The organism is Streptomyces sp. NPDC021096, from assembly GCF_040641275.1.
Taxonomy (GTDB): Bacteria; Actinomycetota; Actinomycetes; order Streptomycetales; family Streptomycetaceae; genus Streptomyces.
The window spans coordinates 213,548-226,096 of sequence record NZ_JBFADG010000002.1 but is presented as its reverse complement, the minus strand read 5'-3'; the positions used below and the strand labels follow the sequence as shown (position 1 = coordinate 226,096).

Annotated in this window: 14 protein-coding genes; 7 read left to right on the top strand and 7 right to left on the bottom strand. The window is 70.9% G+C overall.

Annotated elements, in window-relative coordinates:
- The first annotated feature begins 82 nt into the window (after positions 1-82).
- A complete protein-coding gene (locus AB0G59_RS04640) occupies positions 83-523 on the top strand; it encodes a MarR family winged helix-turn-helix transcriptional regulator (RefSeq protein WP_360907997.1) in 441 nt (146 codons plus the stop codon).
- 45 nt (positions 524-568) lie between these two features.
- Complete coding sequence (locus AB0G59_RS04635) at positions 569-1,147, top strand: hypothetical protein (RefSeq protein WP_360907995.1); 579 nt, start codon at positions 569-571, stop codon at positions 1,145-1,147.
- A gap of 30 nt (positions 1,148-1,177) precedes the next feature.
- On the opposite strand, the gene AB0G59_RS04630 is transcribed toward AB0G59_RS04635, so the two are convergent.
- The 3 genes from AB0G59_RS04630 to AB0G59_RS04620 form a co-directional block, all read right to left on the bottom strand.
- Positions 1,178-1,657 carry a hypothetical protein gene (locus AB0G59_RS04630; protein ID WP_360907993.1) on the bottom strand — a complete coding sequence of 160 codons (480 nt, stop codon included), beginning with the start codon at positions 1,655-1,657 and terminating at the stop codon, positions 1,178-1,180.
- 121 nt (positions 1,658-1,778) lie between these two features.
- Positions 1,779-2,348: a MepB family protein gene (locus tag AB0G59_RS04625; RefSeq protein ID WP_360907991.1), complete on the bottom strand. Its 570-nt coding sequence runs from the start codon at positions 2,346-2,348 to the stop codon at positions 1,779-1,781.
- Between the two features lie 48 nt (positions 2,349-2,396).
- Positions 2,397-4,010, bottom strand: coding sequence for a CocE/NonD family hydrolase (locus AB0G59_RS04620; RefSeq protein ID WP_360908616.1), 1,614 nt, complete (start codon positions 4,008-4,010; stop codon positions 2,397-2,399).
- 226 nt (positions 4,011-4,236) lie between these two features.
- On the opposite strand from AB0G59_RS04620, the gene AB0G59_RS04615 reads away from it, so the two are divergent.
- From AB0G59_RS04615 to AB0G59_RS04605, 3 genes are read left to right on the top strand one after another with little or no spacing between them, the layout of a single operon-like run.
- Complete coding sequence (locus tag AB0G59_RS04615) at positions 4,237-4,953, top strand: TetR/AcrR family transcriptional regulator C-terminal domain-containing protein (RefSeq protein ID WP_360907989.1); 717 nt, start codon at positions 4,237-4,239, stop codon at positions 4,951-4,953.
- A 60-nt stretch (positions 4,954-5,013) separates the two neighbouring features.
- The gene (locus tag AB0G59_RS04610; RefSeq protein WP_360907987.1) at positions 5,014-5,676 is read left to right on the top strand and encodes a M15 family metallopeptidase; all 663 of its coding nucleotides are present in this window, start codon (positions 5,014-5,016) and stop codon (positions 5,674-5,676) included.
- A gap of 57 nt (positions 5,677-5,733) precedes the next feature.
- Positions 5,734-6,876, top strand: coding sequence for a PP2C family protein-serine/threonine phosphatase (locus tag AB0G59_RS04605; RefSeq protein ID WP_360907984.1), 1,143 nt, complete (start codon positions 5,734-5,736; stop codon positions 6,874-6,876).
- Between the two features lie 41 nt (positions 6,877-6,917).
- Here the strand turns inward: AB0G59_RS04605 and AB0G59_RS04600 are convergent, their stop codons facing one another.
- Together AB0G59_RS04600 and AB0G59_RS04595 are read right to left on the bottom strand one after the other, a co-directional pair.
- Positions 6,918-7,451, bottom strand: a complete 534-nt coding sequence (locus tag AB0G59_RS04600) for a ferritin-like domain-containing protein (protein ID WP_360907981.1) — start codon at positions 7,449-7,451, stop codon at positions 6,918-6,920.
- 310 nt (positions 7,452-7,761) lie between these two features.
- The gene (locus tag AB0G59_RS04595; protein WP_360907979.1) at positions 7,762-8,550 is read right to left on the bottom strand and encodes a hypothetical protein; all 789 of its coding nucleotides are present in this window, start codon (positions 8,548-8,550) and stop codon (positions 7,762-7,764) included.
- A 422-nt stretch (positions 8,551-8,972) separates the two neighbouring features.
- On the opposite strand from AB0G59_RS04595, the gene AB0G59_RS04590 reads away from it, so the two are divergent.
- Both AB0G59_RS04590 and AB0G59_RS04585 read left to right on the top strand, forming a co-directional pair.
- A complete protein-coding gene (locus AB0G59_RS04590; RefSeq protein WP_360908614.1) occupies positions 8,973-9,038 on the top strand; it encodes an SCO3870 family protein in 66 nt (21 codons plus the stop codon).
- Positions 9,039-9,157: 119 nt separating this feature from the next.
- Positions 9,158-10,669 carry an alpha/beta fold hydrolase gene (locus AB0G59_RS04585; protein WP_360907977.1) on the top strand — a complete coding sequence of 504 codons (1,512 nt, stop codon included), beginning with the start codon at positions 9,158-9,160 and terminating at the stop codon, positions 10,667-10,669.
- A 44-nt stretch (positions 10,670-10,713) separates the two neighbouring features.
- Here AB0G59_RS04585 and AB0G59_RS04580 read toward each other — a convergent pair whose 3' ends face one another.
- Together AB0G59_RS04580 and AB0G59_RS04575 are read right to left on the bottom strand one after the other, a co-directional pair.
- On the bottom strand, positions 10,714-11,766 hold the full coding sequence (locus AB0G59_RS04580) for a LuxR C-terminal-related transcriptional regulator (protein ID WP_360907975.1): 1,053 nt from the start codon (positions 11,764-11,766) through the stop codon (positions 10,714-10,716).
- Positions 11,767-11,915: 149 nt separating this feature from the next.
- Positions 11,916-12,431: an aegerolysin family protein gene (locus AB0G59_RS04575; protein WP_360907973.1), complete on the bottom strand. Its 516-nt coding sequence runs from the start codon at positions 12,429-12,431 to the stop codon at positions 11,916-11,918.
- Between the last annotated feature and the right edge of the window lie 118 nt (positions 12,432-12,549).

Below are 12,549 nucleotides of genomic sequence, written 5' to 3'. Positions count from 1 at the left end.
TCCTAGGATCGGATCGACCTCGCGAATGTCAGGCAGCCTGACATGAGAGGGTGTCAGCAGGCAAGCCGACCGTGAGGAACCCATGCAGTCCACCCGCCGCAACCTCCCCCAGCTGTTCAGCGACGCCCGGCGCTGGTTCGAAGAGGGACTGCTGACAGCTCTGGAGGCGGCCGGGGCGACACCGGTGTCCCCGACGCAGGCGCAGCTCTTCGCCGTGCTGGACGACCACGGCACCACGGTGTCCGAGCTGGCCCGGCGCATGGGCGTCACCCGGCAGACCGCGCACCAGGCCGTGCACGGCCTGGTCGCCGCCGGCCTCCTCGAACAGGCCCCCGACCCCGCCTCCGCCCGGCAGCGGCTGATCCGCCGCACCGAGGAAGGGGAACGCGCGCACCAGCAGGCCGGCGTCATCCTCGAACGGCTGGAGGAACAGCTCGCCGAGCGGATCGGCCGGGAGCCGGTCGACGCCCTGCGGTCGGCACTGGAGGCGCCGTGGGGCCGGCCACCTTCCCCGAGGACATGAGGCCACTCGGGGCGCGCGCCGGAACGGCAGGCGATACTGTCCGCCATGACCACAGCCCCCTCCCGTCCGGCCTGCCACGATCCGGCCGACTTCGCGTCGCGCCTGACTGCGGCCGAGGACTGGTTCAGCGCCGCCATCGGTGCCCAGCAGGACGGCGAGTGGGTGCTCACCGAGACGGAGCGCCGCGTCCTGGACGACCTGGTGGCTGCGACCAATCCCCTGCACGGTGGTACCTTGCCGCCACACACGGGGGATTCCCTGCACGTACGGGTGGGGCGCATCCGCAACTGGGCCGGTGCGCTCCGGCTCGCCGCCCGGGCCGGCGGCTGGGAGCTGTCCCCGGTGACGGGTACGGACCCACGGGCCCTGGACCGCCCCGCCGGTATCGCCGACTTGCTCTCGGGCATCTACGCGCTCGCCGAGCAGGGCGATCGTTGGCAGGAGCTGCTTCTGGGCACCGCCCGCATGATGAACGCGGCCGCCCCTTGCGACCCACTGCGGGACAGAACCCTCGAGCAGGCGATCAACGACCTGCACCCGCGGTTCGGAGCAGACCTGGCCGCTGCCGAAGGCTTCTTCACCGGCCCCGGATCGCTGGACGACCTGCCTCAGTTCTTCTACTGACGAGCCGACGTGGCCGCGGGCGGGGTGAGGTCACAGCGCGGCGGCCCGCCCGCGTACCAAGAGGTTCTGCGCCCCCAGACCGATCGCCAGGTACGCGTACAGCGACGCGGTCCCCAACACCCCGGCCCTGGCCGCGTGGTCGATCCACAAGCCCAGCCCCAGGTGCACACACCCGGAGGCCACCCACAGCCCGGTGGTGGCCGCCGTCCCCTTGCGCAGCACCTCGCCCTGGGGGCCGCGCCAGACTCGTACGGTCCGTGCCCTGGCCGCGCCGAAGCCCGCCGCGACGGCCAGGCTCGCCACCAGGAGGACGACAGGCAACGCGGCCAGCGGGCGGTCCTTGACCACTGAGGCAATACCGAAGGCGATCCCCGAGACGCCCAGTACGCCGAGGACCGCCGGGGTGATCAGCGAGCCGATGCGCCGCACCGGGCGGGTGCGCAGCTGCCGTCGCACCACCAGGGCGACGACCAACACGGCTATGACGAGGGCGCCGTTCGTGCTCTGCATGTCAACTCTCCGTTGTGGCACTGCGCTCGGGCGGCAGCGCTGTACCACCAATTGTGCGCGGGCGCCCACGAGCGTGACTCGATGGGGGGCTGCGCGGCCGGCCACGCGGCGCCCGCACAGGTCACCCGCGAGGGTGATAGAGCTCGTGGGCGCGGGGAATGTCGATGGGCGCGTCTTCCGGCAGCTGGAGGAAGTGGTCCACCTGCCAGGCCTGCGTGCTGCGGGCCTGGCGGTTGGTGGTCGTCACCCACGGCGGGTACACACGGAATCCCCGTTTCCCTCCGGCACCGTTCGTGGACACGATGTCCCGTGCGCGGAGTACCTCTCGCGGGAAGACGAACTGTCCGAACCGATCGCCCTCGCGCGTGCTGATGACAAAGAGGTCAACGGGGTCTTCGGCGTCGAAGGGCTGGATCGGGCCGCTCGCGGACCTCTTCCAGACCGTGACGAACTGGCCGACCTTCGTCGGGGTCGTCTTGGCCACCCGGAACCGGACCGCGAGGCCGTCCAGCGTGAACGAACACGCCCCGTACTCGGCACTCTCCGCTTCGGGGACCGGCTGTGAGCACGTGAACCCGCTCAGGTCGTACGCCAGCGACTTCGCCCTCAGCAGATCATCGGGGATCCCTGGAGCTCGTAGCCAAGGCCCAGCGTCTTGGGCACCGGATCCTGGAGGGGCTTCACGTTCCATCGACACCCTCACATCCTGCCAGATATAGAACGCATGAACGAATCCGGCTCAGCCCGCTGTCACCTCACCCTCCAGGGTCCAGGGAAGAGTCAGCTCCGAGTCCGCGTGCAGCGTGATGCGGATCGGCTTGAAGCCGGCGGCCTCGGCCGACGGCTCCCCGGTGCCGGGGTTGCGGGCGTAGCGCGGGTGGGCGCCTGCGCTGATCTGCAGGCGAATGCGGTGGCCGGCGGCGAAGCGGTGGGCGGTGGAGCTCATCGGCACGGTGATCTCCGAGGGTTCCTGCCCGGCGGTGTGCAGGCTGGACAGGCCGTCGCAGATGTTGGTGGAGCGGCCTCGGGCGTCCACGTCGCACAGGCGGGCGAAGACGTCGGCGTATCCGGTGTCCGTGGAGATCCGCAGTCGTGCGGAGACCGGGCCGAGGATGTCCACGGGCTCGGTCAGCGGTGGACCGGTGAACGTCAGGACGTCCTCCCGTGCCTCCAGGGCGGTGTTGTCGCGTGGGCCTGCGGCACGGGAGAGCAGGGGGCCGCCCACGGAGGGGGTGGGGTCGGCCGGGTCGTAGCGGAAGGAGGCCAGGGGTGCGCTGTCCGTGGGGGGCTGCTGGATGAGGTGTCCGTCCGGGGTGGGGAACCAGGAAGCCGTACGGGTGGACAGGGGCCAGTCGTCGAGGTCCCGCCACGCGCCTTCGCCGCCGACGTGCACGCGCACCGTGGTGGGGCGCAGACCGGAGGGGTCGTCGCACAGGTGGGCGCGCAGCCAGGCGAGGGTCTCGGCGAACACCTCGGGCCAGCCCTTTTGCATCGCGGAGGTGTGGGTCCAGGGGCCGACGAGCAGGGCGGTCTCGCATCCGGCCCGACGCAGTCGGCCGTACTGTTCGAAGGTCTGGTCGGCGAGCAGGTCGCGCCATCCGCCGATCAGGGCGGTGGGCACGCTCAGCCGCTCCGCCGCCTTGCCGGTGTCCGTGCCGTGCCAGTAGGGGTCGTCGGCGTCCGGGTGCGTCATCACACTGTCCAGCCAGGGCACTTCGCCCAGGGCGGAGACGTATGCCCCGCGCAGCGGTTGCGCGGTGGTGATGTCGCGCAGACGGCGTTGCAGGCGCAGCGTCGCCTTCACGAGGGGCGCGATCCCCTGGTGCTGGTAGGTCATGCCGGCGCCGATGGCGAGGGCGTTCTCCAGGTGGAACGCACCGCCCGCGTGGAAGAGGGCGTGGGGATCGTGCAGGCCGACCTGGACGACCATCGCCTTCAGCTCCGGCGGCGGGTCCAGGGCGAGCGCCCACTGTACGTAGCCCAGGTAGCTGGGGCCGACCGTGCCCAGGGTTCCGTTGAACCAGGGCTGTTCCCGCAGCCAGGCCACCGTGGCCTGCCCGTCGGCGGCCTCGTCGCGCCAGACGTCGAACCGGCCGCCCGATCCGCCGGTGCCGCGGCAGCTCTGCAGTACGACGTGGAAGCCCTGTTCGGCGAAGAGCATGCCGTACATGGGTGACCACGGCAGGCCCCTGCCGTAGGGCGAGCGCACGAGGAGGGTGGGGAAGTCGCCCTGCGCGCGGGGGAAGTAGTGGTCCGTGCGCAGGGGGCTGCCGTCCGCGGCCGGTACCACGAGCCCCGGTTCCCAGCCCACGTCGTGCCGCTTGGCCGGGAGGCCGCGCCATGTCGCCCTCATCATCCGTGAGGACAACGGCGGCTTCGTCGTCGGTGCGGTCCAGTCGGTCCTCGAGGCGGTGTCGTACGTGTGCGTTGGCATGGCTACCCCTCCGTTATTTCCGTACGATGTACGAGAATAACGGATGCTTGGATGGTTCCCGCACCCGAGCGACCAGCGCCCACCGCACCCAGACCACCCAAACGCCCATAATGTTCAGAACGTCCAGAAGAGGAACAAGAAGATCGTGACCCGTGGCGACCGGGCCGGCTCCGCAGGCGTCGACCCTCAACAGCTCTGGCTGAGTACCGGCCGACCCGGCCGGGGACGCAAACCCGCCTTCAGCCGCACGGCGATCACGGCCGCGGCCGTCGCCCTGGCGGACGCCGAGGGGCTGGAGGCGGTCACCATGCGGCGGGTCGCCTCCGAGGTAGGGGCCGGTGTCATGTCCCTCTACAGCTACGCCCCCGACAAGGAGACGCTGCTGGAGCTGATGGTCGACCACGTCAGCGGCGAACTCCCGACGACGGATCCCCTCACCGGCGACTGGCGTACGGACCTGAAGGCCATCGGCCATCTCCAGCGCGCCCTCATGCTCCGTCACCCCTGGCTCCCGGCCGCACTGTCCGCCCGCCGGACCCTCGGCCCGAACACCCTGGCCTTCCTGGAACGCGCACTCGCCGCCCTGCGGCCCACCCGGCTGGACGGCGCCGCGAAGCTGGAGGTCTTCGCCCAGCTGACCGGCTTCGTCGCCGCGCACGTCGCCCATGAGATCGCGCAGGCCGCGGCAGCGCGGTCACCCGAGAGGATCGAGGCCGAGGCCCGCTACCTGGCCGCCGTCGCCGCGGACGGCCACCACCCGGAGCTCGCCGAGGTCCTCTCCGCGCCCCCACGTCCCGCCACCCCGGAGGCCACGTTCACGCGGTTCCTGGACCGCCTGGTCGACGGCCTCGAATCCGACTGACCCCGCCAGTGCTCCGACGGGGAAGGTTCGCCGGGTTGAGGCGTGCGAGATGATCGCGTCATGAATGAGATCGTCTTGATGTCGGACCCGAAGGTCGCCGCGATACCCGTTACGGAATGCGGCGAACGTCTCGTGGACGTCCGCCGCGGCGGCTCGTTGCTGGTCGACGCGCGCAAGCAGGACCCGGCAGATGCCTTCGCGTACCTGCGGGACGGCGTGCTGGACCGGCTGCTCGAGGCCCAGGAGATGCTTCCGCGGGGCCTGCGGCTGCTGTTCGTCGAGGGGTACCGGCCGCCCTCGCTCCAGCGGGAATACTTCGAGGAGTACGCCGACCAGCTGCGTGCCGGCCGGCCTGAGTGGTCCGACGAGCAGATCCACTCGGCGGCGAGCCGCTATGTGTCCCCGCCCGACATCGCCCCGCACAGTGCCGGCGCGGCCGTCGACCTCACCCTGGCCGACACCAGCGGGCGCGAGCTGGACCTGGGCACACGGATGAACGCGGACCCGGAGGAGAGTGCGGGCGCCTGCTACACCCACGCCCTCAACATCAGCGAGGAGGCCCGCACCAACCGGAAGCTGCTGAGCTCTGTGCTCACCGCTGCGGGCCTGGTGAACTACCCGACGGAATGGTGGCACTGGTCCTTTGGCGACCGCTACTGGGCTCTGATCACCGGGGAGGCCGCGGCCCTCTACGGCCCGAAGGAGATCACACCGCGCCACTGACCAAGCCGATGGCCGTGGCGGCACGTTTTCCGCTCACACCTGGTGTAAGCAGGAGCCATGGACCTGCGGCGACTCCCCGGGGCTCACCGATGGCCCCGGCAGCGAAGCCGTGCCCTGGTGGCGGTACCGCTTCTCCTCGTCCTGGTCGTCACCGTGGTCGACATCCTGGCCCCGCCCGAAGTGCACCTCGGTCCCCTCCTGGTCGCCGCGCCCGCCATCACCGCGTCGTTCGGCGGGCCGCTGATGACGGGATTCATCGGTGTGGTGGCCGTCGCGGCCCAGTCCATCGTCGCCGTCGCCCGTACCAGCCTCACCGACCTCAACCACACCCTCCAGATCACCGCCCTGATCCTGATCTCGGCGATCGTGACCCTGTTCGCCCACCACCGCGAGCGGCACGAGAAGGAGATGACGCAGCTCAGATCGGTGGCGGAGGCGACCCAAGGGGTGCTCCTACGGGCGCTCCCGCAGCGGATCGGCCCGTTGCGGATCGCGTCCGTCTACCTCGCCGCCGAGGCCGAGGCGCAGATCGGCGGCGACCTGTACGCGGTCACCCGCACCGCCCACGGCACCCGGCTCGTCATCGGCGACGTACGCGGCAAGGGACTGGAGGCCATCGGTGACGCCGCGCTCGTCCTGGGGGCATTCCGGGCCGCCGCGCACCGGCAGGCCGAGCTGCCGGTCCTGGTCGCCGACCTCGAAGGAGCCGTCTCCTCCGACCTGGGTGTCCCCGGCGCGTCGCGAGACGAGCGCGCCGACCAGGGAGAGACCTTCATCACCGCGGCCGTGCTGGACGTCCCGGACCTCGAGCCGTCCCTGCACCTGATCAGCTGCGGGCATCCCCCTCCCCTGCTGCTGCGCGACGGCCGTGTCACCCCACTGAAGGTGCGTCAGCCCGCGCCCCCGCTCGGCCTCATCGAGTTCGCCCCCGCCGACATCGCCGTGGAGTCCTACGGGTTCGAACCCGGCGACGTCGTGCTGCTGTACACGGACGGCGTCATCGAGGCCCGCGACGACACCGGGACGTTCTACCCGCTGTCCGAACGGATCGCGGCCTGGTCCGGGCACGGGCCCCAGGCCCTCCTGCGGCATCTGTGCGAGGACCTCCTGGCCCACTGCGGCGGATCCCTCGGCGACGACGCCGCCATGGTCGCCGTCCAACGCCTCCCGGGCGCGCCCACCGCCTCCGGGATCAGCTGACGCCGGAGCCCGCCGCCTCCGGCTCGAGCAGGACAGCGGCCTCAGGTGCCGATCAGGTCGAGGAGATCGTCGGCGTGCTCCTCTTCCTGCTCGAGGATCGACTCCAGCAGGCGGCGCGTGGTGGGGTCGCGGTCCGACAGCCAGCGGACGATCTCCTGATAGCTCGAGATGACGATCCGTTCGGCGAGCAGATTGTGTTCGAGCATCGTCGTCAGGTCGTTCGGGGACGGGGTCGTGTAGTCGGTATGGGCCCGCTGCACCAGGGTCGCCGGGTCGAAATCGGGTTCACCGCCCAGTTGGGAGACCCTTTCGGCCGCCCGCATGGCATGCTGCATCTCCTGCGCGGCGTGCTCGGTGAATTCCGCCGTCACCTGTGCCCGGTCGATGCCGGTCGCCGAAATGGCATGGCGGGTGTAGCGCAGCCAGCACACCACCTCCGTGGCGATGACATCGTTGAGGATGCCGATGACCCGTTCCTTGTCGACGCCGTAGGTGCCGGTGACGGGGCCCGCTTCCATCTTCCGCCTCGCCTCGTCACGGATTCTGGTGACGTCCAGGACGAAGTCATCGCTCATACCGGGTCCTCTCTGCTCCTGCGTCGACGCTCTGCGCTCGCACTGAATTCCCCGGTAGGCGGAGGAAGGCACGCTGCCCGTCACAAGATGACCGGTTCGACGCAATCCGGCAGACGCAATCTGTAGTGCCGGTCACCTCACGTCAGTACCGCTTCCCAGACCAGATCCTTCATCGGTGTCCTGCGGTACCGCACCGCCGCCGCTGTTGTGGTCGTGAGAATCGGATGGTGCTGGGGCTCATGCCGGTGCCCCCGTCCCGCGCAGTGCCGCGGGACGGGGGCACCAGCCCCATCAGGTCGTTCGGAGCCCGTCAGACCTCGCAGTTGGATTCGGTGCCGAGGAAGGGGATGTCTTCCTGACAGGTGTCGTTGCCGGCGCCACCGTCGACGGTGCCGGTGGCCTCGGCGCCCTCGTGGATGTTGTCGTTGCCGGCGCCGCCCAGAACGTTGCAGCCGTTGGCGTCGGTGACGTCGATGGTGTCGTTGCCGTCCTCGCCGGCGATGGTGCTGAGGTTGCAGGTGGTGACGGTCAGCTCGTCGGCACCGCCACCACCATGGAGGCTGCCGCCGTTGGCGCTGAGGGCGAGGACGTTGATGTTGGCGAAGTCGTTGCCGGTGCCGAGGAACGCGGCGTCGGCGAGCACCGTGCCGTGAACGATGAACCGGTCGGCGTTGGCCCCGGTGTCGACAAGGCCGGAGTTGTTGCCGGTGATCTCGACCGTGTCGTCGCCGTCGCCGGTGACTATCGACTGGCCGGCGTGGTTGCCGAGGACGCGGACGGTGTCGTTGCCGGTCCCGGTGTTGAAGTCGGCCAGGGTGTCCAGAGCCCCTGCCGTGATGATGTCGTTGCCGGCACCGGAGTTCACGATGCCGCCGGCGTCGGCCAGGATGGTGATCGTGTCGTTGCCGCCGAGGCTGTTGATCACCTGGCCGGGCAGCAGGAACGGGCAGACGATGTTGTCGGCGCCGCTGGTCTCCGCTCCCGTGCACTGCGCGGGCAGGGCGGAGGCGGCGGTGGCCGACAGGCCGACCACGCCGAGGGACATGAGCGCCACCGAGGCCAGCCAGGCCAGGCCGCGGCGCAGGGGGTTCGCGTACATCAGGGTGCTCCTCTCCGTCCGGCGCCCCTGGGATAGTGGGCGGCCGGGCGAGTTGGGGGTGAGCGGCGGGGGCAGCCGCACGGACACCACAGCCCCGGGGGTCCAGCAACGTGGGCCGGCCCGTGGAGGGAGATCCCAGCGGGCCGAGGGCGTGTGGGGCGGCGTGCGGTCGAGCCAAGGCGCTTGTGCGCGAGCCGTCGCACCGAGCTGGTTGTCCTGCGACGGTTTTCGCTCCGGCGGCGCCCCCACCGGAGCTTGAAGTGTGCGCGCCAGATGGCTGAAAAGAGGAGGCGCGTGTCAGGGCGCGCGGTGGTGAGACTCCGCGCGCGGCCCGGTCGCGAGCCGCGTCGGCAAGGGGCCGCGACGAGGGCCCGGATCCCGTCGGCCCGGCCGCCGACGTGCCCTTCATCACCGCCGTACAGATGTACGTGGCCTCGGCCTTGGTCGGAGTGACATGGGCCCGTGCCCGTAGGACGCACTCGGACTGAGGAGAACACGTCACGCCCGTCGCTTGAATCTCCCCCTGGGGGAGTTCCTACCGTACCGGTGAGCGCGGACGGCCCCCGGCGGGCCGGACGCGTGGACCGAGGTAGGCAAGGAGACGTTCATGACGGCATTCATATTGGTGTCCGGCGCCCACACCGACGGCTTGGTGTGGGAAGAAGTGGCCGCTCAGCTGCGGGAGTCGGGGGCCGAGGTGCATCCGGTGACGCTCACCGGCATGGGTGAGCGCCGCCGTCCGGCGGAGCCGGGGACGGACCTGGAGGCGCACGTCCAGGAGCTGGTGCGGCTGATCGACGAGGTGGACGCGCCGGACGTGGTGCTGGTCGGTCACTGCTACGGCGTCTACCCGGCGTACGGCGCCGCCGACCGGCGGCCGGAGCGGATCGCGCGGATCGTCTGTCTGGACACGGCCCTGCCCCAGGACGGCGAACCGGCCCTCCATCTGGTACCCGACGAGGCGGTCCGCGAGCGGCTGCTGCAGCGGGTCGAACAGGCCGAGGACGACGGCTGGCTGCTGCCCCCGCCGGCCGTCGAGGAGTGGCAGCGCTGGGGCAGCGTCGCCGGCGTCCCCGCGGACGCGCTCGAGCGGCTGACCCGCCGTGCCGCGCCGCAGCCGCCGGCCACGCTCACCCAGCCGCTCCGGCTGTCGGGGGCGGTCGCCGAGGTGGCGACGACCGGCGTCCTCTGCACGGCCAGTGGGCCGGGCATCGCCCTGATCGAGTCCTTGGTGCAGCTCGGGGACCCTCGCCTCACAGCGCTCGTCGACCCCCGGGTGAGCTTCTTCGAGCTCGACACCGGGCACTGGCCGATGCTCTCCGCTCCCGGCGAACTGGCCGACGTACTGCTGCGAGCCGCCGCGGGCGAAGGGCACCGGCTGTCCGCGAAGAAGGACGAGCAGCCGTCACACCTCCGGTCCTTCCTGCTCGACGTACCGGAGCGGCCTCGCGAGCGGGTGGGACGGGTCGATCTCCACCTCCCCGATGCCGACGGTCCTCGCCCGGCCGTGGTGTTCGTCCATGGCGGCCCGATCCCGCCCGGCGCGCAGCCGACGCCACGGGACTGGCCGACCTTCGTCGGCTACGGCCGGTACGTGGCCGGTCTCGGCGCGGTCGGCGTGACGCTGGATCACCGGCTGCACGATCTCGGCGACTACGGGCGCGCCGCCGAGGACGTCGCGGCAGCGGTCGAGCTCGTACGGGCGGATCCGCGCGTCGACGCGGACCGCGTCGCGCTGTGGTTCGTCTCCGGCGGCGGGCTGTTGTCGGCCGACTGGCTCGCGACGCCCCCGCCGTGGCTGCGGTGCGTCGCGGCGACCTACCCCATCCTCGCACCGCTGCCGAACTGGACACTCGTCGAGGACCGGTTCCGCCCTGCGACCGCCGTCCGTACAGCGGGAGAGTTGCCGATCGTGCTGACACGCGTGGGGCTGGAACACCCGGAGCTGGCGGCGACGGTCGCGGAGTTCGTGGCCGCCGCCGAGGACTGCGCAGCCAACCTCGAGGTGATCGACGTACCCCTCGCCCACCACGGGTTCGAGACGATCGACCACACCGAGCAGACGCGCGACGCCGTGAAGCACGCGGTGCGGTCCGTGCTGGGGCACCTGGAGATCTGAGCGCGTACGGCCGACCGGCGATACGCGATACCGGTCGGCCGTGGTCAGCCGGACAGACAGACGATGAGCTCTTCGCGGCCGGAGACTCCGGTCTTGCGGTAGATGGCCTTGAAGTGATCGTTCACCGTGTGCGGTGACAGGTCGAGGCGGCGGGCGATCTGTTTGACGGGCAGGCCTTGCAGGGCCTGCTCGATCACCGCCTGTTCCCTGGACGTGATGCCGTACCACGCGGTGACCGCCGGCAGCAGCGTGTCCGCGGCGGCGGGCTGGATCGTGACCGCCACGTCCCCCGCCGCCGTGCCCTCGAGGAGCTGGGCGTGGAGTGCGATCCACCCCTGTGGCGTGGGGATTCTGCTGAGTGCCGGGCCGGAGGCGCTGCGGGCCATGTGGGTGACGTTCCAGAGGAGGGCGAAGAGTTCCTCGTCGTCGGCGGGCCCGGGCGGGGGCACGAGTGCGCGCAGGGCGTCACGGCCTGTCGGGGTGACGCCCTTGACCTCGAAGTCACGGCCGACGAGGGCGACGCCCGGTGCGACTCCGCAGCGGATCGGGCGCAGCGGTTTACCGGAGACGAACCGCTGCAGGGCGAAGGTGATGTGCCGGGCCAGGCGTTCGGCTTGCTGGACTTCGTCCGGCAGGAACGGCGTGCTGCTTCGCTCCCGCAGCAGGACCATGCCGCCCCACAGCACGCCGCCGTGCGTCAGGGCGATGCGCATTTCGCTGCCGAACCCCTCGGCGGCCAGGATGTCGTGTTGGTGCTCGCTGTACCGCCCCTTGGGCGAACCGGACCCGAAGACCCCGACCTGGCTGCGGCCGCTGACGAGTTGCGTGAAGGAGTGCCGGTCGCGGCGGTGGGCGTCCTCGATCGCCAGGCGGCGCTGGGATCCGGTGCTGTAGCTGTGTTCTCCGACGCTGAAGACGTACGCGCGGGTGACCGGGTCCACGGCGACGAGCGTGTACCCGTCGTGCGGGACGACCCGGCCCACCTGGCGGGAGATCCCGGCGCCCAGCTCGGGGACGGTGGTGGCTTCCGCCGCGGCCCCCGGCATGGCGTGGCACACCGCATCGACCCGCGCGCTCGTGTCACAGCTACGGCCCACGCTCGCCTCCCGGACTCGGGAGACGAGGCTACTCGTGGCCGGGCCGTCGGCCCATGGGGGCGCAGAGCATGTCGTGAAACCACCGGTACGTCTCAAGGTGATCGCACGCGTCCGTCCGCTCCCCCACGCATGCGGTCGAGGCGCCGGTGTCAGGATCCTATGAAGGTGAACTGGACGCCCGCGTGGTTGCCGCTGCCTCCGACGACGGTGACGCGGAACGCCCCGTCGGTGCCCGCGGTGTCATAGGAGTTGGAACCGACGTACGGGTTGTTCCAGTGCAGGTGAAGCCGCTTGGTGTTGTTGGCGGGGTTCCTGCAGCCCTGGGTGACGAAGTCCGCTTCGCCTTCGGTGCCGGTGAGGACGCCGTTCGACTCGGACTCCCATGTGATGGTGTCGCCGCGTTCGATGAAGGCGGGCGGGCGTCGGGTCCACTCGCCGTGGTCGAGCCGCGCCGTGATCAGCACCAGGTCGCATCTGGTGCTGTTGGTCATGAACACCTCCACGCTACGGGCCGCGGTGACTCTCTCCGCTCCCGCCTCCCCGGCGGTCGATGCCACCGCCGGAGCGGCGGCCCCCACCGCGAGGAGAGCCGCGATGACGGCCACCCGTCCGGCCTGCCCCGTGACGCGCCCCGTACCCGTCGCCCTGGTCGTCTTGCCGCTCATCTCGTTCCCCTTCGGCAGAGTAAGAAGTGGTGCGGACTTGCCTTCCCAAGGATCGAAGGTCGACCTTGCACGGGGTATCCCTGCATCCAGGGGGTTGACGCATCGGCGCAACGTCCCG